14 protein-coding genes are annotated in these 21,740 nt (G+C 67.2%); 9 read left to right on the top strand and 5 right to left on the bottom strand.

Going from position 1 to position 21,740, the window contains the following annotated elements:
• The first annotated feature begins 71 nt into the window (after positions 1-71).
• The gene (locus ABIE19_RS04775; RefSeq protein WP_354087982.1) at positions 72-992 is read left to right on the top strand and encodes a DUF2268 domain-containing putative Zn-dependent protease; all 921 of its coding nucleotides are present in this window, start codon (positions 72-74) and stop codon (positions 990-992) included.
• A gap of 10 nt (positions 993-1,002) precedes the next feature.
• Here the strand turns inward: ABIE19_RS04775 and ABIE19_RS04780 are convergent, their stop codons facing one another.
• Positions 1,003-1,521 carry an FKBP-type peptidyl-prolyl cis-trans isomerase gene (locus tag ABIE19_RS04780; RefSeq protein WP_354087983.1) on the bottom strand — a complete coding sequence of 173 codons (519 nt, stop codon included), beginning with the start codon at positions 1,519-1,521 and terminating at the stop codon, positions 1,003-1,005.
• Positions 1,522-1,982: 461 nt separating this feature from the next.
• On the opposite strand from ABIE19_RS04780, the gene rpoB reads away from it, so the two are divergent.
• The 4 genes from rpoB (at position 1,983) to ABIE19_RS04800 (ending at position 13,793) form a co-directional block, all read left to right on the top strand.
• A complete protein-coding gene (gene rpoB / locus ABIE19_RS04785) occupies positions 1,983-6,098 on the top strand; it encodes a DNA-directed RNA polymerase subunit beta (protein ID WP_354087984.1) in 4,116 nt (1,371 codons plus the stop codon).
• Positions 6,099-6,195: 97 nt separating this feature from the next.
• Positions 6,196-10,392 (top strand): DNA-directed RNA polymerase subunit beta', encoded by a 4,197-nt coding sequence (rpoC, locus tag ABIE19_RS04790; protein WP_354087985.1) that lies wholly within the window; start codon positions 6,196-6,198, stop codon positions 10,390-10,392.
• A 224-nt stretch (positions 10,393-10,616) separates the two neighbouring features.
• On the top strand, positions 10,617-11,453 hold the full coding sequence (locus ABIE19_RS04795; protein WP_354087986.1) for a LytTR family DNA-binding domain-containing protein: 837 nt from the start codon (positions 10,617-10,619) through the stop codon (positions 11,451-11,453).
• Between the two features lie 117 nt (positions 11,454-11,570).
• Positions 11,571-13,793 (top strand): CocE/NonD family hydrolase, encoded by a 2,223-nt coding sequence (locus tag ABIE19_RS04800; protein WP_354087987.1) that lies wholly within the window; start codon positions 11,571-11,573, stop codon positions 13,791-13,793.
• Here ABIE19_RS04800 and ABIE19_RS04805 read toward each other — a convergent pair.
• The 4 genes from ABIE19_RS04805 to ABIE19_RS04820 all read right to left on the bottom strand — a co-directional run bounded on the left by ABIE19_RS04805 (position 13,780) and on the right by ABIE19_RS04820 (position 16,526).
• Positions 13,780-14,607, bottom strand: a complete 828-nt coding sequence (locus tag ABIE19_RS04805) for a hypothetical protein (RefSeq protein ID WP_354087988.1) — start codon at positions 14,605-14,607, stop codon at positions 13,780-13,782. The two genes, ABIE19_RS04800 and ABIE19_RS04805, sit on opposite strands and share 14 nt — an antisense overlap.
• A gap of 66 nt (positions 14,608-14,673) precedes the next feature.
• A complete protein-coding gene (locus ABIE19_RS04810) occupies positions 14,674-15,333 on the bottom strand; it encodes a PA4824 family protein (RefSeq protein ID WP_354087989.1) in 660 nt (219 codons plus the stop codon).
• 27 nt (positions 15,334-15,360) lie between these two features.
• The gene (locus ABIE19_RS04815; RefSeq protein ID WP_354087990.1) at positions 15,361-16,275 is read right to left on the bottom strand and encodes a CorA family divalent cation transporter; all 915 of its coding nucleotides are present in this window, start codon (positions 16,273-16,275) and stop codon (positions 15,361-15,363) included.
• A complete protein-coding gene (locus tag ABIE19_RS04820; protein WP_354087991.1) occupies positions 16,272-16,526 on the bottom strand; it encodes a hypothetical protein in 255 nt (84 codons plus the stop codon). The genes ABIE19_RS04815 and ABIE19_RS04820 overlap by 4 nt, the downstream gene beginning before the upstream one ends.
• Positions 16,527-17,054: 528 nt before the next feature.
• Between ABIE19_RS04820 and rpsL the strand changes: the two genes are divergently transcribed.
• The 4 genes from rpsL (at position 17,055) to tuf (ending at position 21,498) form a co-directional block, all read left to right on the top strand.
• Positions 17,055-17,429 carry a 30S ribosomal protein S12 gene (gene rpsL / locus ABIE19_RS04825; RefSeq protein ID WP_008260482.1) on the top strand — a complete coding sequence of 125 codons (375 nt, stop codon included), beginning with the start codon at positions 17,055-17,057 and terminating at the stop codon, positions 17,427-17,429.
• Between the two features lie 78 nt (positions 17,430-17,507).
• Positions 17,508-17,981 (top strand): 30S ribosomal protein S7, encoded by a 474-nt coding sequence (gene rpsG / locus ABIE19_RS04830; RefSeq protein ID WP_354087992.1) that lies wholly within the window; start codon positions 17,508-17,510, stop codon positions 17,979-17,981.
• A gap of 135 nt (positions 17,982-18,116) precedes the next feature.
• Positions 18,117-20,198: an elongation factor G gene (gene fusA, locus ABIE19_RS04835; RefSeq protein ID WP_354087993.1), complete on the top strand. Its 2,082-nt coding sequence runs from the start codon at positions 18,117-18,119 to the stop codon at positions 20,196-20,198.
• Positions 20,199-20,307: 109 nt separating this feature from the next.
• Positions 20,308-21,498: an elongation factor Tu gene (tuf, locus tag ABIE19_RS04840; RefSeq protein ID WP_354087954.1), complete on the top strand. Its 1,191-nt coding sequence runs from the start codon at positions 20,308-20,310 to the stop codon at positions 21,496-21,498.
• The last annotated feature ends 242 nt before the right edge of the window (positions 21,499-21,740 follow it).

Below are 21,740 nucleotides of genomic sequence, written 5' to 3' on the forward strand. Positions count from 1 at the left end.
CGCGTTTTAGGGTGTTCAGGCGGGGGCGTCGCAGCGCGCGTCCGCATGGGGATCAGGAGAGGTTTCGGGGGATGGTCATGGGCGGAAAACGGTTTCTGGCGGGCGCGGCGGCGGCGCTGCTGATCCTGGGGGGCGGGGCGGGCGTCGCGGCGCAGGATCTGGTGATCGAGACCGGCGACGTCGATCGCTTCTTCGCCCTGTACGAGGCGACGGAGGGGCGGCCGAGCGCCGAACAGCTTCAGGCCTATCTGGACGGGGGATCGGCGGGCCTGAAATACCTGGCCCAGGCGCGGAACGTGACCGGGGCGCGGATGGCGGAAGCCAACACCGCCCGACCGGAGCTCTATGCCGAGGCCAGGACCTGCGCCGCCGCCCTGCCGCGCGTGCGGGCGCGGACGATGGAGGCCATGGCCCGGTTCGCGGAACAGTATCCGGAAGCGGACTTTCCGGCCGCGACCCTGGTGATCGGGCGCGGCAAGCCGGTGGCCGTGGGCAGTCCGGTGACGGGCATCCAGATCGGGCTGGAGGCCCTGTGCGCCACCCGCTTCATCAATCCCGACATGGAGGACCGCTTCTATCGCGTGTTGATCCACGAGTTCGCCCACACCCAGCAGGCGCCGGAGCTGACCGAGAAGGAGGACTTCACGGTGCTGGAGGTGTCGATGGCGGAAGGGGTGGCCGAGTTCGTGACCGAGCTGATGACGGGCGCGCCGGCCTACGCCTATCTGGAGCCGCAGACGCGGGGGCGGGAACTGGAGATCGAGACGGCCTTCATGGCCGACCTGGACAAGACCGACCTGACGGCCTGGGTCTATAATTCGACGCCGGAGAAGCCGGGCGACCTGGGCTATTGGGTCGGCTATCGGATCGCCAAGGCCTATTACCGCAAGGCCCCGGACAAGCGGGAGGCCCTGCGGCGGCTGTTGCAGGCGACGGACGTCAAGGCGGTGCTGGCCGACAGCGGATGGCGGCCGGGCATGGACCTGAGCTAGGGGCGCAGGCCTAGCGCGCCGGGTTCACTTCGAGCAGTTCGACGGTGAAGCGCAGGACCGAGTTGGCGGGGATTTCGGTCCCCATCCAGCGCGAGCCGTAGGCCAGGTCGGCGGGGATGACGAACTCATAGGTCTCGCCGGTGCGCATCAGGGCCACGCCCTCGGTCCAGCCCTTGATGACGCGGTTCAGCGGGAAGGTCGCGGGCTCGTTGCGCGAATAGGAGCTGTCGAACTCGCGCCCGTCGATGAAGGTGCCGCGATAGTGGACCTTGACCGTGTCGGTCGCGGCGGGCTGGGTCCCCGCGGGGGCGGCCTTGCCCACGCGGCGGTACTGGAGGCCCGAGGGGGTGGTGGTCCAGCCGCGCTGCTGGCCGTTCCACATCAGATAGGCGGCCTGGCCGACCTCCCAGTTCTCCTGCGTCGCGGGACCTTGCGGGGCCACGGCGACGGGGGCGGCGGGCGCGGTGGCGCAGGCGGCGGCCGACAGGGCGGCGAGGGCGGCGGCGGTCAGGACGAGGGCGCGTTTCATACGGCGGAGCTTAACACAAGGAACGGCGGTGTCTCCCCCCTGGAGCGGGGGCCGCGAAGCGGTGCAGGGCGCGACGCGACGCCTGATCGTTTCGCCTCACGGCGGAGGGCGGCGTCGCCCCCTCCGTCACGGACGCTGCGCGCCCGCGCCACCTCCCCATGCATGGGGAGGAAAGAGGGAAGGGGGCCTTTATTTCGCCGGAGATCGGCGTATATATGCGCCTCCCGCAGATTCCATGAATCCCGCGCGAAAGCGCCGAGGCCCGGTTTGTCGCCCTCCGACCGGTGCGCAGGCGTCGCTCCTTTCCCAAGGAGCGGGCATATCAGGCGTCCTGATCCCGTCGTGGATCGAGGGTGGACGCCGAGAGAACTTTCGGTCACGGATCGCCGGTCGGCGGGCCGTGGCTGCTGCATTGACAGCGGGCCCGTCTCTTCCCGGCGGCTCGCGATTGGGAAAACAGAATGGCAAACTCCTCTGACGGTCTCGCCCTGGGTAAGATCGCCTCCGCCACCTCGTTCACCGGAAAGAAGCGTATTCGTCACTCGTTCGGGCGCATCCCCGAAGCGGTGAAGATGCCGAACCTGATCGAGGTTCAGCGCGCTTCCTACGAGCAGTTCCTGCAGCGCGAAGTGCGCAGCGGCCTGCGCAAGGACCAGGGCGTCGAAGCGGTCTTCAAGTCGGTCTTCCCGATCAAGGACTTCAACGAGCGCGCCGTCCTGGAGTACGTCTCCTACGAGTTCGAGGAGCCGAAGTATGACGTCGAGGAATGCATCCAGCGCGACATGACCTATGCCGCGCCGCTGAAGGTCAAGCTGCGCCTGATCGTCTTTGAGACCGAGGAAGAAACGGGCGCCCGTTCGGTCAAGGACATCAAGGAGCAGGACGTCTACATGGGCGACATCCCGCTCATGACGGACAAGGGCACCTTCATCGTCAACGGCACCGAGCGCGTGATCGTCTCGCAGATGCACCGCTCGCCGGGCGTCTTCTTCGACCACGACAAGGGCAAGACCCACTCGTCGGGCAAGCTGCTGTTCGCCGCCCGCGTGATCCCGTACCGCGGCTCGTGGCTGGACTTCGAGTTCGACGCCAAGGACATCGTCTACGTCCGCATCGACCGCCGCCGCAAACTGCCCGCCACCAGCTTCCTGATGGGTCTGGGCATGGACGGCGAGGAGATCCTGAAGACCTTCTACGAGACCGTGCCCTATGAGAAGCGCGGCGAAGGCTGGGTCACGCCCTACAAGCCCGAGCGCTGGCGCGGGGTGAAGCCCGAGTTCGACCTGATCGACGCCGCCACCGGCGAAGTGGTCGCCCAGGCCGGTCAGAAGATCAGCGCCCGCGCCGCCAAGAAGCTGGCCGAAGGCGGCCTGGAGTCGCTGTCGCTGGCCGCCGACGCCCTGCTGGGCAAGTATCTGGCCGCCGACGCCGTCAACTATGAGACGGGCGAGATCTACGCCGAGGCCGGCGACGAGCTGGACGCCGCCGCCATCGCCCTGCTGGAAGAGAACGGCTTCACCACCATCGACGTGCTGGACATCGACCACGTCACGGTCGGCGCCTACATGCGCAACACCCTGCGCGTGGACAAGAACACGGGCCGGGAAGACGCCCTGTTCGACATCTATCGCGTCATGCGTCCGGGCGAGCCGCCGACCCCGGAAGCGGCCGAGGCCATGTTCCAGTCGCTGTTCTTCGACGCCGAGCGCTACGACCTGTCGGCCGTGGGCCGCGTCAAGATGAACATGCGCCTGGAAAGCCCGGAGGTCTCGGACGAGATCCGCGTCCTGCGCAAGGAAGACGTGCTGAAGGTCCTGCAGATCCTGGTCGGCCTGAAGGACGGCCGCGGCGAGATCGACGACATCGACAACCTGGGCAACCGCCGGGTCCGCTCGGTCGGCGAACTGCTGGAGAACCAGTACCGCGTCGGCTTGTTGCGGATGGAGCGCGCCATCAAGGAGCGCATGAGCTCGGTCGATATCGACACGGTCATGCCGCACGACCTGATCAACGCCAAGCCGGCCGCCGCCGCCGTGCGTGAATTCTTCGGCTCGTCGCAGCTGTCGCAGTTCATGGACCAGACGAACCCGCTGTCGGAAATCACCCACAAGCGTCGCCTTTCGGCGCTTGGCCCGGGTGGTCTGACGCGTGAGCGCGCCGGCTTCGAGGTCCGCGACGTTCACCCGACCCACTACGGCCGCATCTGCCCGATCGAAACGCCGGAAGGCCCGAACATCGGTCTGATCAACTCCCTGGCCACCCACGCCCGCGTCAACAAGTACGGCTTCATCGAGAGCCCGTACCGCCGCGTGGTCGAAGGCAAGGCCACGGACGAGGTGGTCTACATCTCGGCCATGGAAGAGGCGAAGCACGTCATCGCCCAGGCCAACATCGACCTGAAGGACGGCGAGATCATCGACGAACTGGTCCCCGGCCGGATCAACGGCGAATCCCAGCTGTTGACCAAGGAAACGGTCGACATGATGGACGTGTCGCCGAAGCAGGTCGTTTCGGTCGCCGCCGCCCTGATCCCCTTCCTGGAAAACGACGACGCCAACCGCGCCCTGATGGGCGCCAACATGCAACGTCAGGCCGTGCCTCTGGTGCAGTCGGACGCGCCGCTGGTCGGCACCGGCATGGAAGCGGTCGTGGCCGTGGACTCCGGCGCCGTGGTGATCGCCCGTCGTGACGGCGTGGTCGAGCAGATCGACGGCACCCGCATCGTGGTTCGCGCCACGGGCGACGTGGACGCCGGCCGTTCGGGCGTCGACATCTATCGCCTGTCGAAGTTCCAGCGCTCCAACCAGTCGACCTGCATCAACCAGCGCCCGATCGTGCGCGTGGGCGATGAAGTGAAGACCGGCGACGTCATCGCCGACGGCCCGTCGACGGACCTGGGCGAACTGGCCCTGGGCCGTAACGTCCTGGTCGCCTACATGCCCTGGAACGGCTACAACTTCGAAGACTCCATCCTGATCTCCGAGCGCATCGTGCGCGACGACATCTTCACCTCGATCCACCTCGAGGAATTCGAGGTCATGGCCCGCGATACGAAGCTTGGGCCGGAGGAAATCACCCGCGACATCCCGAACGTCGGCGAGGAAGCCCTGCGCAACCTCGACGAGGCCGGCATCGTGGCCATCGGCGCCGAGGTCCAGCCGGGCGACATCCTGGTCGGCAAGGTGACGCCGAAGGGCGAAAGCCCGATGACCCCGGAAGAGAAGCTGCTGCGCGCCATCTTCGGCGAGAAGGCTTCGGACGTGCGCGACACCTCGCTGCGTCTGCCGCCCGGCGTCGCCGGCACCATCGTCGACGTGCGCGTCTTCAACCGTCACGGCGTCGACAAGGACGAGCGCGCCATGGCGATCGAACGCGCCGAGATCGAACGCCTGGGCAAGGACCGCGACGACGAGCTCAAGATCCTGGAGCGCAACGTCTACGGCCGCCTGAAGCCCCTGCTGCTCGGCAAGGTCGCCGTGTCCGGTCCGAAGGGCATGGGCCGCGGCGAAGTGACCGACGAGAAGCTGGCCGAAGTGTCCAAGGGCCTGTGGTGGCAGGTCGCCCTCGAAGACGAGAAGGCGATGGGCGAGCTGGAGGCCATGAAGAAACAGTTCGAGGACGCCCGTAAGGCCCTCGACCGCCGCTTCGAGGACAAGGTCGAGAAGCTGCAGCGCGGCGACGAACTGCCCCCGGGCGTCATGAAGATGGTCAAGGTCTTCGTGGCCGTGAAGCGCAAGCTTCAGCCGGGCGACAAGATGGCCGGCCGTCACGGGAACAAGGGCGTCATCTCCAAGATCCTGCCGATCGAGGACATGCCGCACCTGGACGACGGCACCCACGTCGACATCGTTCTGAACCCGCTGGGCGTGCCTTCGCGCATGAACATCGGCCAGATCTTCGAGACCCACCTGGGTTGGGCCGCCGCCGGCCTGGGCAAGCAGATCAAGGGCTTGCTCGAGCAGTGGATGGACGGCGGCATGCGCGACGCCCTGGTGTCGCGTCTGACCGAGATCTACGGCGCCGACACCCCGCTGCCGCAGAGCGACGACGCGCTGATCGAACTGGCTCAGAACCTGTCCAAGGGCGTTCCGTTCGCGACTCCGGTCTTCGACGGCGCGCACATCTCGGACATCGAGGACCTGCTGGAAGCGGCCGATCTGGATCCGTCGGGCCAGTCGATCCTGTTCGACGGTCAGACGGGCGAGCAGTTCAAGCGTCCGGTCACGGTCGGCTATGTCTACATGCTGAAGCTGCACCACCTGGTCGACGACAAGATCCACGCACGCTCGATCGGCCCGTACTCGCTCGTCACCCAGCAGCCGCTGGGCGGTAAGGCGCAGTTCGGCGGTCAGCGCTTCGGGGAAATGGAGGTCTGGGCCCTGGAAGCCTATGGCGCCGCCTACACCCTGCAGGAAATGCTGACGGTGAAGTCGGACGACGTGGCCGGCCGGACCAAGGTCTACGAGGCCATTGTCCGCGGCGACGACAGCTTCGAGGCCGGCATCCCCGAGTCCTTCAACGTGCTCGTGAAGGAAATGCGCTCGCTGGGCCTGAACGTGGAGCTGGAAAACAGCTGACCGGATCAAGCGCCCTTCCTCGCTTCGGCGGGGGAGGGCGGTCCGCCTGTTCTCCTCTCTGAATGATTTTCGCGGCTCCGCCGCAGAAGGAAAAAAGATGAACCAGGAAGTCCTGAACATCTTCAACCCGGTTCCGGTCACCCCGACCTTCGACCAGATCAAGATCGCCCTGGCCTCGCCGGAGAAGATCCGTTCGTGGTCGTTCGGCGAGATCAAGAAGCCGGAAACCATCAACTACCGCACGTTCAAGCCTGAGCGTGACGGCCTGTTCTGCGCCCGTATCTTTGGCCCGACCAAGGACTACGAATGCCTGTGCGGCAAGTACAAGCGCATGAAGTACAAGGGCATCATCTGCGAGAAGTGCGGCGTTGAAGTCACGCTGGCTCGCGTTCGCCGCGAGCGGATGGGCCACATCGAACTGGCCGCCCCGGTGGCCCACATCTGGTTCCTGAAGTCGCTGCCGTCGCGCATCTCGCTGATGCTCGACATGGCGCTGAAGGACGTCGAGCGCGTCCTCTACTTCGAGAACTACATCGTCACCGAGCCGGGCCTGACCCCGCTGAAGCAGAACCAGCTGCTGACGGAAGACGAGTTCTATCGCTATCAGGAAGAGTTCGGCGACGACGGCTTCACCGCCGAGATCGGCGCCGAGGCCGTCCGCAACCTGCTGATGGCCATCGACCTGAACGCCGAGGCCGAGAAGCACCGCGCCGAGCTGGCCGACAATCCGTCGGAAATGAAGGCCAAGAAGGCGTCCAAGCGCCTGAAGCTGATGGAAGCCTTCCTGGAGTCGGGCAACAAGCCGGAATGGATGATCCTGACGATCGTCCCGGTCATCCCGCCGGAACTGCGTCCCCTGGTGCCGCTGGACGGCGGCCGCTTCGCGACTTCGGACCTGAACGACCTGTATCGCCGGGTCATCAACCGCAACAACCGCCTGAAGCGCCTGATCGAACTGCGCGCGCCGGACATCATCATCCGCAACGAAAAGCGGATGCTGCAGGAATCCGTCGACGCCCTGTTCGACAACGGCCGTCGCGGCCGCGTGATCACGGGCGCCAACAAGAGGCCCTTGAAGTCGCTGGCCGACATGCTGAAGGGCAAGCAGGGCCGCTTCCGCCAGAACCTGCTGGGCAAGCGCGTCGACTACTCGGGCCGTTCGGTCATCACCGTGGGCCCCGAGCTGAAGCTGCACGAGTGCGGCCTGCCGAAGAAGATGGCGCTGGAGCTGTTCAAGCCCTTCATCTATGCGCGTCTGGACGCCAAGGGCCTGTCGGGCACCGTCAAGCAGTCCAAGCGCATGGTCGAGCGCGAGCAGCCGCAGGTCTGGGACATCCTGGAAGAGGTGATCCGCGAACACCCGGTCATGCTGAACCGGGCGCCGACGCTGCACCGTCTGGGCATCCAGGCGTTCGAGCCGAAGCTGATCGAGGGCAAGGCCATCCGCCTGCACCCCCTGGTCTGCACCGCCTTCAACGCCGACTTCGACGGCGACCAGATGGCCGTTCACGTCCCGCTGAGCCTTGAGGCCCAGCTGGAAGCGCGCGTCCTGATGATGTCGACGAACAACATCCTGTCGCCCGCTAACGGCAAGCCGATCATCGTGCCGTCGCAGGACATCGTCCTGGGGCTCTACTACCTGTCGCTGGTCAAGGACGCCCAGCCGGGCGAAGGCAAGCTGTTCGCCAACATGGGCGAGATCGACGCCGCCCTGGACGCCCAGGTCGTCAAGCTGCACACCAAGATCAAGGCGCGCTGGACCGAGATGAACGCGGACGGCGAAGTCGTGACCAAGGTCATCGACACGACGCCGGGCCGGATGAAGCTGGGCGCCCTGCTGCCGCACAACCCGAACATCGGCTACCGCCTGCTCGAGAAGAACCTGACCAAGAAGGAAATCGGCAACCTGATCGATCAGGTCTACCGTCACTGCGGTCAGAAGGCGACGGTCATCTTCGCCGACCAGATGATGCAGCTGGGCTTCCGCGAAGCCGCCAAGGCCGGCATCTCCGTCGGCAAGGACGACATCGTCATCCCGGCCAAGAAGGAAGTCCTGGTCAACGAGACCCGCGCCCAGGTCGAGGAGTACGAGCAACAGTACGCCGACGGCCTGATCACCAAGGGCGAGAAGTACAACAAGGTCGTCGACGCCTGGGCCAAGGCCACGGACAAGATCGCCGACGAGATGATGGGCGAGATCGCCCAGCCGCGCGTCCTGATCAAGGGTCAGGAGCCGGACATCAACTCGGTCTTCATGATGGCCAACTCGGGCGCCCGCGGTTCGCAGGCCCAGATGAAGCAGCTGGGCGGCATGCGCGGCCTGATGGCCAAGCCCTCGGGCGAGATCATCGAAACGCCGATCATCTCGAACTTCAAGGAAGGCCTGACCGTCCTTGAGTACTTCAACTCCACCCACGGCGCCCGCAAGGGTCTGGCCGACACCGCGCTGAAGACCGCCAACTCGGGTTACCTGACCCGTCGTCTGGTGGACGTGGCGCAGGACTCGATCGTCACCGAGGAAGACTGCGGCTCGACGCGCGGGATCACCCTGCGCGCCGTGGTCGAGGGCGGCGACGTCCTGGTCTCCCTGGGCCAGCGCGTCCTGGGCCGTTACGCGGCCGAGGACATCAAGGAGCCCGGCACGGACACGGTCATCTTCCCGGCGGACACCTATCTGCAGGAAGAGGAAATCGAGGTCATCGAGGCCGCCGGCGTCCAGTCGATCAAGGTCCGTTCGGCCCTGACCTGCGAGGCCGAGACCGGCATCTGCGGCTCCTGCTACGGTCGTGATCTGGCGCGCGGCACCAACGTCAACATCGGCGAAGCGGTGGGCGTCATCGCCGCCCAGTCGATCGGCGAGCCGGGCACCCAGCTGACCATGCGTACCTTCCACATCGGCGGTACGGCCCAGGTGGCGGAAACCTCCTTCTTCGAGGCGACCAACGCCGGTACGGCCAAGATCGTCGGCGCGACCGTCGTGGCCGCTCACGGCGACCCGGTGGCCATGAGCCGCAACGTCGTGGTCACCGTGGCCGTCGACGGCAAGGAACGCGAGTCCTACAAGCTGCCCTACGGCGCCCGCATCCGGGTCAAGGACGGCGGCGACGTGACCAAGGGCCAGCGTCTGGCCGAGTGGGACCCCTACACCACCCCGATCCTGACGGAAGTCGGCGGCTCGATCCGCTTCGAGGACCTGGTCGAGGGCCTGTCGGTCCGCGAGGAAACCGACGAAGCCACCGGCATCGCCCAGCGCGTCGTGTCCGACTGGCGGGCCAGCCCGCGTGGTTCGGACCTGCGTCCGGCCATGGGCGTCATCCAGGGCGAGACCTACGGCAAGCTGTCGACGGGTTCGGACGCGCGCTACCTGCTGCCCGTGGGGGCCATCCTGTCGGTGGCCAACGGCGACGAGGTCAAGCCGGGCGACATCATCGCCCGTATCCCGACCGAAGGCGCCAAGACCCGCGACATCACCGGCGGTCTGCCGCGCGTGGCCGAACTGTTCGAAGCCCGTCGTCCGAAGGACTGCGCGGTCATCGCCGAGATGGACGGCCGCGTTGAATTCGGTCGCGACTACAAGAACAAGCGCCGCATCAAGATCACCCCGGAAGTCGATGCAGACGGCAACCAGGCTGAGGCGGTCGAGTTCCTGATCCCGAAGGGCAAGCACATCTCCGTCCACGACGGCGATCTGATCCAGAAGGGCGACTACATCATCGACGGCAACCCGGATCCGCACGACCTGCTGCGCATCCAGGGCGTCGAGGCCCTGGCCGAGTATCTGGTGAACGAAGTGCAGGAGGTCTACCGACTGCAGGGCGTGCCGATCAACGACAAGCACATCGAGGTGATCGTTCGCCAGATGCTGCAGAAGGTCGAGGTCGTCGACTCCGGCGAGACCACCCTGATCAAGGGCGATCACGTCGACAAGGTCGAGGTCGAGATCGAGAACGCCAAGGTCGAGAAGCGCGGCGGCCGCCTGGCCATCGTGCAGCCGGTCCTGCTGGGCATCACCAAGGCGTCGCTGCAGACCCGCAGCTTCATCTCGGCGGCTTCGTTCCAGGAGACCACCCGCGTCCTCACCGACGCCTCGGTCCACGGCAAGAAGGACACGCTGGAAGGCCTGAAGGAAAACGTCATCGTCGGTCGTCTGATCCCGGCGGGCACGGGCGCCTATCTGCGCGCGCTGCAGAAGCTGGCGAACGATCGCGACGCCGAGCTGACGCAGGCCCGCGAAGACGCCGTCGAGCCGCTGCCGGCGGACCTGGCGCTGGAGCTGGAGCAGTCGGAAGGCTGATCCGGTTTCGGAACTGAAGACTGAGGAGAGCGGCGCTGGAAACGGCGCCGCTCTTTCTTTTTGGCCTAACGCGCGTTCGCGCTGCTTGAGGCCGGTTTTGGGCCTATCGTCCTTCGGACTACTTGAGGCCGGTTTGGGCCTACCGCGCGTTCGCGGCGAAGGCTCTTTTCGCGGGGCGGCGGGTGCGGTTATTGGCGAGGGTCGTCCAAACCTGCAGGTCGTGCATGAACCGAGAGACCGTCGTCCGAGCCGAACCCGCACCGCCCCTGTCGTGGCGGCGCGTGGCGACGGGGGCGGCCGTGGTGTTCGGGGCCTACGCCCTGGTGCTGACGGCCGCGCGGGGCGAGGGGGTTGCGGCGACCCTGCTGGGCGCGGCGGCCAATACGGTTCCCGTGGTGCTGATGGGCCTAGTCGCGCGCCGGCTGATCCTGCGCTTCCTGATCGGCCGGCGGACGGCGCTCCTGGCCGCGGGGCACCTGGCCGTGGGCCTGGGGTTCGCGCTTGCGGCCTATTGGATGCTGCTGGTCCTGCTGGGTCTGATCCACGGGGTTTCGGCGACCGAGTTCGACGTGCGGCCGTTCGATCATCGCGCCATGGCCTGGCAGACGCTGCAGAACCTCACGACCTATGGAGTGATCGCGGCCCTGGTGCATCTGGAGGCGGCGCGGGCCGCGCTCACCGCCGCGGCCGTCGGGACGACGGAGGAGGTGGCGAAGCCCGTCGCGAGCGGCGGCGACCTGTCCCGCTATTTCATCCGCAGCGGCGAGGACATCCGCCCGATCGAGGTGGCCGCCATCATCAGCATCGCGGGCGCAGACGACTATGCGGAAGTGAAGACGGCGGCAGGGCGGCATCTGGTCCGCATGACCCTGACGGAGTTCGAGGCGGCGCTCGATCCCGACCGCTTCGCCCGGGTGCACCGATCGCATATCGTCAACCTGGACCGCATCGCGCGCGCCGAGCCGGCGGGGAACGGACGACTGCTTCTGCACATGGAGGACGGCGAGCGAATCCAGACCAGCCGCGCCGGATCGCAGCGGGTGCGCGCCCGGGTCCTGTGACCACCTGACTGACCGTCGGCGCCTGTCCGTTCACCGACAGGGCGTGTCGACCGGCCGCATTCCCGTCCGCAACTCCAGGCCGAGGCTATTCCGGCGACAGCCATGGAGGTTGCCGCGATGATCCGTTTTCTGTCCTTGAGCCTGACCCTGGGGTCGGCGTTGGCGCTGATGCTGGGCGCCTGTTCCGTCGCTGCAGAAGCCGCTGCGGAGACGGTCGAGGCGCGGTTCAGTCGCGCGGCGGCCGAGTTGCTGACGAGGCCGGACGCCGCGGCGCCGACGTCCCAGCGCCTGAGGCTGTTGCTGGCCGCCGGTCGATACGCGGAGGCCGAGGCGATGGCCGTGGACATGGCCTATCAGTTCCGACCGACCCAGCCGGGGCGCGCCGCCGCCCTGACGCCGTGGCGGATCTATGCGCGGGCCAGGCTGTATGAAACCCGGGGCATGGAGCGGCCGCAGGCCCTGACCCGCGCCTTCGACGAACTGTACGCAAGCCTGCCGGACCGGGAGGCGGCGGCCGTGCTGCCGACCTACGGCGCCGATCTGGCGCCCATGCGGGAAAGGGCGACGCGTGCGGCGGCGGCCTGTGCGGGCGTGGAACTGATCCAGTGCGAGGGAGGAATGCAGGCCGTGACGGCCCAGGCGATCCTGGACGCCTGGACCTATCTGACGCCGGCTTCGGAAGCCCTGATCCGGGCGGACCTGGAACAGCGGTTCATCGTCGAGGAGCGAATGGTTCCGACCGATGAGGGAATCGAGATCGCTGTCCTGCTGGTGCGTCCGCGCGGCGCAGAGGCGCAGCGGCTGACCACGCTGATGAGCTACACCCTCTATAACCGCGACGACTGGAGCCGGTCCGATGCGGTCCAGATGGCGGCGCGCGGATACGCCGGGGCGGTCGCCTATTCGCGGGGCAAGGGCCGGAGCACGGGCGAGCCCATGCCCTATGTCCACGACGGCGCGGACGCGGCGGCGGTGATCGACTGGCTGGCGGCGCGCGACTGGAGCGACGGCCGGGTGGGGATGTTCAGCGGCAGCTACAACGCCTTCGTCCAGTGGGCCGCCCTGAAGCACAGGCCCAAGGCGTTGCGGGCCATCGCCACCAATGCGTCGAACGCGCCGGGGATCGACACGCCGATGCAGGACGGCGTCTTCCAGAACTTCATCTATCCCTGGCCCCTGTACGCCGCGAGCGGTTCGGCCCTGGACGAGACGACCTATGGAGATCGCGAGCGCTGGAATCGCCTGGACCGGGAGTGGTTCCTGAGCGGGCGGGCCTATCGCGACCTGCCCAGGATCGACGGACGCGCCAATCCCATCTTCGAGACCTGGCTGAACCATCCCGACTATGACGCCTATTGGCAGGCGATGATCCCGCAGGGGCGGGCGTTCGCGGACATCGACATCCCCGTCTATGTCCAGACCGGCTATTTCGACGGCGGCATGGTCGGGGCCCTGCACTACTTCAAGGAGCATCTGCGCTATCGGCCGGATGCGGATCACCGGATGATCGTCGGCCCCTATCACCACACCGCCCAGCAGGCGGGGATCCTGCCGTCGGTCAACGGCTACGACCTGGATCCCAGCGCGCTGGTCGACCTGGCGGAGATCCGGATGCAGTGGTTCGACCACGTCTTTCGCGGCGCGCCCCTGCCAGAGGCGTTGAGCGCAAGGGTGAACTACCAGGTCATGGGCGCGGACCAATGGCGCCATGTCCCGACGCTGGAGGCCATGGCCGAGAATCGGCTGCGGCTCTACCTGGGCGAGGAGATGGGGACGGAAGGCCGCCGCCTGGCGCCGCAGCCGCCGGCCGGGGACGCGGTGATCGAGCTGAAGCTGGACATGGCCGATCGCAGCGGGCTGGACGCCGAGGTTCCGGAGGGACGGCTAGACCTGACCGGAACCCTGCTGTTCGAGACGGAGCCGTTCGCGGAAGGGATCGAGATCGCCGGAGCCTTCCAGGGGCGGTTCGACATCCTGACCAACAAGCGCGACCTGGACCTGGAGGTGATCCTGTTCGAGCATCGGGCGGACGGGCGCTATTTCCGGCTTTCCTCCTATCTGGGACGGGCCAGCTATATGGCGGATCGACGGACGCGTCGGCTGCTGACGCCGGGCCGGACGCAGACCCTGGCTTTCGAAAGCCAGACGGTCACGGGGGTCAGGCTGGCGCCGGGCAGCCGCCTGGCGGCCCTGGTCGGGGTTCCGTTCCGATCATCCGCCCAGATCAACTACGGCACGGGCCGGGACGTCAGCGACGAAACCATCGCCGACGCGGGAGAGCCGTTGACGGTGCGCTTCCTGCCGGGCGGCTATCTGGACCTGGGGGTCAATCGCCGCTGAGGGGGCGACGGGCGCCTGCTTCGGTCGTGCTGCGGGCGCCCTGGCGCATGTCGACGCCGGGGACGTCGGCCAGATGGGCGCCGGCGCAGCCCGTTCCGAAGTTGGAGCCGGGGCAGTCGGCGGGCGGCAGGACGCCGACGCCGCCGGACAGGGGGCGTCGCTTCTGATCGTAGCGGGCCAGGGCGGCGGCGCCCTGGCGGGCGAAGCGGGCGTCGCGTTCGGCGTCGCCGCTGCCCTGGATGGGGCGACGGGCGGCCGCCTCGGCGGCGGCCTGGTTGAAACGCTCGTCGCACAGGGCCTGTTCGGCGCGGTTCAGCAGATGGCGGGCGCGGCAGCCGGCGGGCGAGCCGCGCAGGGCGCGCGCGTTGGCGGCGGCCTGGCTGTCGGGCGCGACCCGCCAGGCGTCGGGGACGGGCTGGGCCGGGACGGCGTCGGGCGCGACGGCGGAGGACGGAAGGGCCAGGCGGGGCGCCGGCGGGGCCGGGCGCTCGTCCTCGTCCGCCTTCTTGCGCGGAGGGGCGATCCGGGGCGTAGCCGCATCGGTCGTGCGGGCCGTCGTGCTCTCTACCGGAACCTGGGGCGGGGCCGGGATCGGACGGGGGCGTTCGCCCGGGAGGAGAGGGCGGGGCTCGATGTCCAGATAGACCACGGGCCGGTCCTCATAGAGGGGCTGGTTCCCCTGAGTCACGGACCGCAGCGCCATGGGGCCGAGAATCGCCAGGTGAATGACGACCGAGGCGACCAGCAGAGCCGTCCGTCGCCGGCGCGGGTTCGCGAACAGGGAGGCGGGCGACGATACGACGGCGACGGTCATGCGGCCTTCCCTCCTTCCCTGTCCGCGCAAGCTGAGCGGTGAATCCGGCGACTTTCAGGCAGGCTGTCAGAAGGCGGCGGCGAGGGCCAGGGTCCAGGTCAGGCCGTCGTCGGCCCGGTCCGGCCGCCCGACCGTCAGGTCCAGGTCGAGGCGGTCGGGCGCCAGGGCGTAGCGAAGGCCCGCCTGCCAGCCCCGGCCGCCCCGGTCGTCGCCATGGGTTTCGGCCACGGCCCACAGGCGTGGTGCCAGCCGATGCTCGGCATTGAGGCCCCAGGTCGTGCGGCCGACGTCGCCCTCCTGGCTCCAGCCCAGGTTGAGATGAAGCAGGACGGCGTCCGCGGCCTGGATCGTCAGGGGCAGGTTGACGGCGACGACGGCCGGGCCGCCGTCTGTGGGAACCTCCGCCGCGAGGCTGGCGGCGAGGGTCAGGCGGCCGTCGCCGAAATCGGCCAGGCCTCGCTTGGCGGCCGGGCCCAGCCAGGTCGCGCCGCCCTGTCCCCGCAGGCCCAGGGTCAGTTCCACCGGGCGCGCGCCGCCGACCGCGCAGGCGGGGGCGACGACCCAGCCGGGGTCATGGCTGTGCGTGACCCAGGTCTCGATCTGGCAGCGGCCGGCCGGCGTGGTTCCGGCGTCGTCCACGACATAGGGGCCTCCCGCCCGCGCGCCCGAGGCGCACGCGAGGAAGGCCGCGGCCGCCGCAGCGGCCGCGATCAGAACAGTCTTCATGTCCGTGATTCCGTTCCGGCGGCGCCGTCAGCGCAGCCAGCCCTTCTTCTTGATGTAGATGAGCGGCAGCAGGGCCGCGAGCAGGGTCAGGACGATGGTGAAGCTGAAGCCGTGCTTCCAGGCCAGCTCCGGCATGACGGCGAAATTCATGCCGTAGAAGGTGGCCACCAGGGTCGGCGGCAGGAAGACGGCGGTGATGATGGTGAAGACCTTGACGATCTCGTTCTGCTTGGCGCTGAGCGAGGCGGTCACGGAGTCCTGGAGATAGCGCAGCTTGGCGTGCTCGAACCCCGCGCGCTCCTTCACGCTGGCGATGTCGGAGATCAGGGTCTCGACATGGGGACGCAGGGCCTGATCCCGCTCGGTCAGGGACTGACGCAGGTGGCGGGCCGCCCGGTCGAGCAAGAGCTGGCTGCGCTGGATGCGGGAGACGCGCTCTTCCTGGACGTTCAGTTCGGCCATGGCCTCGTGGATCAGGCTCGAATCGATGTCGCGCCCGGTCTCGTCGCGGCCGCGGGCGATGGTCCGCATCCGGTCGTTGACGCTTTCCAGACCGCCGCCGGTCAGGGCCAGGACATGCTCGGTGTCGGCGTTCAGGGCCAGAAGCAGGTCGTAGAAGACGGCGGCCGGGCCGGCGTGCGCCTCCGCTCCCTTCTCGGCCGGGGCCGGAAGGCGGTCGAAGGGCGAGAGGCCCTCGGCCGGCTCCAGGGTGATCAGGAGGTCGCGGCCCAGGGCGAAGACCAGAGGGCGGCCGTCCGCCTCCGGCTCGTCCCGTCGAAGGGCGTCGACCGGCAGGTAGAGGAAGTCGGCGTCCCGGTCGAAGACGTCCTCGACCGGGAAGCGGCAGGCGTGGCGCTCGGCGACGCGGGCCAGGGCGGCCGGGTCGTCGCGGCGCAGGCGCAGCCAGGGACGGGCGGCGAGCGTCGGAATGCGGAGGGTCATCGGGCGGCTCCTTCCTTGGCGACGGCGACGGCGGCGGCGGCGGCTGCTGCGTGAGTCGGGGAGGTGGAGGAGGTGGCCGTGGGGCGGTCCGATCCTTCCCCGCCCAGGGCGAAGTGGACGACCAGCATGGCGCCGGACAGCACGAGGTAGAGGGCCACCACGGCGGTGATGACTTCGCGCTCCAGGCTGGAGGCGGGGCGGCGGCGTGCGTCGGGCGCGCGCCGGAGGGCGTTCAGGCGGATGATGTGCATCGCTCGTCTCCTTGCGGCCGGCGTCGGCGCCGGCGGGACGAGCGGAGGGCCGAAGCCCCTAGCCGAGACCCCGGATCACGCCCGTCCGACCGAAGTCGGCGACGACCTTCGATGTCTTGCGCGGGGAGGCGGCGGCCTGGGCCGAGCCTCCGATGCGACTAGGATAGGGGTCCATGGTTCGGTTCGTTCTGCGCTTCGTCGATGAAGCGGGGCGGGCCTAGGCCTGTGAAGCGAAGGTGTCAACCCGGGCGAGGAGAGGGAGCGCGGCCTTGACCCGGGGGCGGCATGGGCGTAAAGGGCGCGCACTTTCGAGACGTGGGCGGTTCGCCGTCCGTCGAGATCGTGACAATCGAACGGACGGGCTGCGCCCGCCGGAACGCCCGAAGCGCGCGTTCCGGTTTTTCTGTTTGGGCGTGACGTCTCGCTCGATCAATCCCCGGGCGGCGCTTTGGCGGCGTCCAAAAGAAGGCTCATGAGGCGCTCCGGCCGAAAGGCACACGCCTCCACATCGAAAAGAGACGAATTCGTATGCCTACGATCAACCAGCTGATCCGCAAGCCGCGCAAGCCCAAGCCCACCCGCAACAAGGTGCCGGCCCTGGAAGGTTCGCCCCAGCGTCGCGGCGTCTGCACCCGCGTCTACACCACGACCCCGAAGAAGCCGAACTCGGCTCTGCGTAAGGTCGCCAAGGTCCGCCTGGCCAAGAACGGCTACGAAGCCGTTTGCTACATCCCCGGCGAAGGCCACAACCTGCAAGAGCACTCGGTTGTTCTGATCCGCGGCGGCCGCGTGAAGGACTTGCCCGGCGTTCGCTACCACATCCTGCGCGGCGTGCTCGATACGCAAGGCGTCAAGGACCGCAAGCAGCGTCGTTCGCACTACGGCGCCAAACGTCCGAAGTAAGCGAACCGTTTTCAGGCCTGCCGGTCTGGACCCTCAGAGATTTTCCCGGCGTCTGCCGGGCACTGCAAGGAATAACCCATGTCGCGTCGTCACCGCGCCCAGAAGCGTGAAGTTCTGCCGGATCCCAAGTTCGGTGATCTGATCGTCACCAAGTTCATGAACTACGTCATGTACGAAGGTAAGAAGGCCGTCGCCGAAAACATCGTCTACGGCGCCTTCGACATCCTGGCCGAGAAGAAGAAGGACCAGGAAGCGGTCGTCACCTTCCACGCCGCCCTCGACAACGTCGCCCCGTCGGTCGAAGTCCGTTCGCGTCGCGTCGGCGGCGCCACCTATCAGGTGCCGGTCGAAGTCCGTCCGGACCGTCGTCGCGCCCTGGCCATCCGCTGGCTGGTCAACGCCGCCCGCAAGCGCGGCGAGAACACCATGACGGAGAAGCTGGCGGCCGAACTGCTGGACGCTTCGAACAACCGCGGCACCGCCGTGAAGAAGCGCGAAGACACCCACAAGATGGCCGAAGCCAACCGCGCCTTCAGCCACTACCGCTGGTAAGCGTCTTAAAACCGCTACTGGCGGTCGCTATCTAAGACGATCCGGCGCGGGCGTTCAGGTTGAACCGCCCGCGCCGTCATATCCGACACCCATGGGCGCTCGCCGCGTCCGCGAAGCACCCCGAAGGCGACTCCAATGCCCCGCACACATAAAATCGAAGACTACCGCAACTTCGGCATCATGGCCCACATCGACGCGGGCAAGACGACGACGACCGAGCGGATCCTGTTCTACACCGGCCGTAACCACAAGATGGGCGAGACGCACGACGGCGCGTCCACCATGGACTGGATGGACCAGGAGCAGGAACGCGGCATCACCATCACGTCGGCCGCAACGACCGCCTTCTGGAAGGGCAAGCGCCTCAACATCATCGACACCCCCGGCCACGTGGACTTCACCATTGAAGTCGAGCGTTCGCTGCGCGTCCTCGACGGCGCCGTGACCGTGCTGGACGGCAACGCCGGCGTCGAGCCGCAGACGGAAACCGTCTGGCGTCAGGCCGACAAGTACAAGGTTCCGCGCATCGTCTTCGTCAACAAGATGGACAAGATCGGCGCCGACTTCGCGGCTTCGGTCCAGTCGATCCGCGACCGCCTGGGCGCCAAGGCCGTGCCGATCCAACTGCCGATCGGCGCTGAAAACCTGCTGAAGGGCGTCGTCGACCTGGTCGAGATGAAGGCCTATGTCTGGGAAACCGACACCGTCGGCGCCGACGCCGACGTCCGCGACATCCCGGCCGACATGGCCGATGAAGCCGCCGCCGCTCGCCAGTACCTGATCGACAACGCCGTCGAACTCGACGACGACGCCATGGAAGCCTACCTGGGCGGCGAAGAGCCCTCGGTCGAAGTGCTGAAGAAGTGCATCCGCAAGGCCGTGCTGACCGGCGCCTTCTACCCGATCCTCGGCGGCTCGGCCTTCAAGAACAAGGGCGTTCAGCCCCTGCTCGACGCCGTCATCGACTACCTGCCGTCGCCGACCGACATTCCGGCCACGCCGGGCATCGACTTCCGCACGGAAGAGCCGGTGACCCGCAAGGCTTCGGACGAAGAGCCCCTGTCGGTCCTGGCCTTCAAGATCATGGACGACCCCTTCGTCGGCTCGCTGACCTTCTGCCGCCTGTACTCGGGCAAGATGGAAACCGGCATGTCGCTGCTGAACTCGTCGCGTGACAAGAAGGAGCGCGTCGGCCGCATGCTGCAGATGCACTCGAACAACCGCGAGGACATCAAGGAAGCTTACGCCGGCGACATCGTCGCCCTGGCCGGCCTGAAGGAAACCCGCACGGGCGACACCCTGTGCGACCCGATCAAGTCGCCCATCATCCTCGAGAAGATGGAATTCCCGGCGCCGGTGATCGAGATATCGGTCGAGCCCAAGACCAAGGCCGACCAGGAGAAGCTGGGCGTCGCCCTGGCCAAGCTGGCCTCGGAAGACCCCTCCTTCACCGTCTCGACCGACCACGAGTCGGGCCAGACCATCCTGAAGGGCATGGGCGAGCTGCACCTGGACATCAAGGTCGACATCCTGAAGCGCACCTACAAGGTGGAAGCCAACATCGGCGCGCCGCAGGTGGCCTACCGCGAGTCCCTGGGCCGCAAGGTCGACATCGACTACACCCACAAGAAGCAGACCGGCGGTACGGGTCAGTTCGCCCGCGTCATGATCACCTTCGAGCCGGGTGAAGCGGGTTCGGGCTTCGTGTTCGAAAACGCCATCGTCGGCGGCGCGGTGCCCAAGGAATACATCCCGGGCGTCGAAAAGGGCCTGGAATCGGCCAAGGAAAACGGTCTGCTGGCCGGCTTCCCGATGATCGACTTCAAGGCCACGCTGACGGACGGCAAGTTCCACGACGTCGACTCCAGCGTCCTGGCCTTCGAAATCGCTTCGCGCGCCGCCTTCCGTGAACTGAAGGAAAAGGGTTCGCCCAAGCTGCTCGAGCCGATCATGGCGGTCGAGGTCGTGACCCCCGAGGAATACCTCGGCTCGGTCATCGGCGACCTGAACGGCCGTCGCGGCATGATCCAGGGCCAGGACATGCGCGGCAACGCCATCGTCATCAACGCCTTCGTGCCGCTGGCCAACATGTTCGGCTACGTGAACACCCTGCGCGGCATGTCGCAAGGCCGCGCCCAGTTCACCATGCAGTACGACCACTATGATCCGGTGCCGCAACACGTCGCCGACGAAGTGATCAAGAAGTACTCCGCCTAAATCCGTTTCGACGGACCACTTGAAAACGGGGCGGTTTGGTCACAAATCGCCCCACTCAATCCCCAAACCCAAATGGACCCCCGGTTCGGGGACACCCAGGAGCTAGAGAATGGCCAAGGAAAAGTTCGAACGCACTAAGCCGCACTGCAACATCGGCACGATCGGTCACGTTGACCACGGCAAGACGACGCTGACGGCGGCGATCACGATCACGCTGGCGAAGTCGGGCGGCGCGACGGCGAAGAACTATGCGGACATCGACGCGGCGCCGGAAGAAAAGGCCCGCGGCATCACGATCAACACGGCGCACGTGGAATACGAGACGGCGAACCGTCACTACGCGCACGTGGACTGCCCCGGCCACGCCGACTACGTGAAGAACATGATCACGGGCGCGGCTCAGATGGACGGCGCGATCCTGGTGTGCTCGGCCGCTGACGGCCCGATGCCGCAGACGCGCGAGCACATCCTGCTGTCGCGTCAGGTCGGCGTTCCGGCGCTGGTGGTCTTCCTGAACAAGGTGGACATGGTCGACGACGAAGAGCTGCTCGAGCTGGTCGAGATGGAAGTTCGCGAACTGCTGTCGTCGTACCAGTTCCCGGGTGACGACATCCCGGTCGTCAAGGGTTCGGCCCTGGCCGCTGTCGAAGGCCGCGACGCCGCGATCGGCGAAGAAGCCATCCTGAAGCTGATGCAGGCCGTGGACGACTACATCCCGCAGCCGGAGCGTCCGATCGACCAGGCCTTCCTGATGCCGGTCGAAGACGTCTTCTCGATCTCGGGCCGCGGCACCGTGGTCACGGGTCGCGTCGAGCGCGGCATCGTCAAGGTCGGTGAAGAAGTCGAGATCGTCGGCATCCGTCCGGTCCAGAAGACGACCTGCACGGGCGTTGAAATGTTCCGCAAGCTGCTGGACCAGGGTCAGGCCGGCGACAACGTGGGCGTGCTGCTGCGCGGCACCAAGCGTGAAGACGTCGAGCGCGGCCAGGTGCTGTGCAAGCCGGGTTCGATCACGCCGCACACGAAGTTCGTGGCCGAAGCCTACATCCTGACGAAGGAAGAGGGCGGCCGTCACACGCCGTTCTTCACCAACTACCGTCCGCAGTTCTACTTCCGCACGACCGACGTGACGGGCATCGTGAAGCTGAAGGAAGGCGTTGAGATGATCATGCCCGGCGACAACGCCGAGCTGGACGTCGAGCTGATCACCCCGATCGCGATGGAAGAGAAGCTGCGCTTCGCCATCCGCGAAGGCGGCCGCACGGTCGGCGCCGGCGTGGTGTCCAAGATCGTCGAGTAATCGATCGATCCGGCCCTTAACGGCCGAACAGTAAGCGTACCGGCCTCAAGCAGCGCGAAAGCGCGGTAGGCCAGAGTAAAGCGTAACAGAGCGGCCTCCGGGGAAACCCGGGGGCCGTTTTGCCGTCCGGCCTCGGGCCGGCAGGACCAAGAAGGAACAGGCGCCGGGGCTCTCTAAAGGGACTGGGGTTTCGTTCACCATGGCGGTAAACCGTGCTGAAACGGGCCTGATGTAGAGGTTTC

The sequence above is a fragment of the Brevundimonas faecalis genome (assembly GCF_040549405.1).
GTDB lineage: Bacteria > Pseudomonadota > Alphaproteobacteria > Caulobacterales > Caulobacteraceae > Brevundimonas > Brevundimonas faecalis.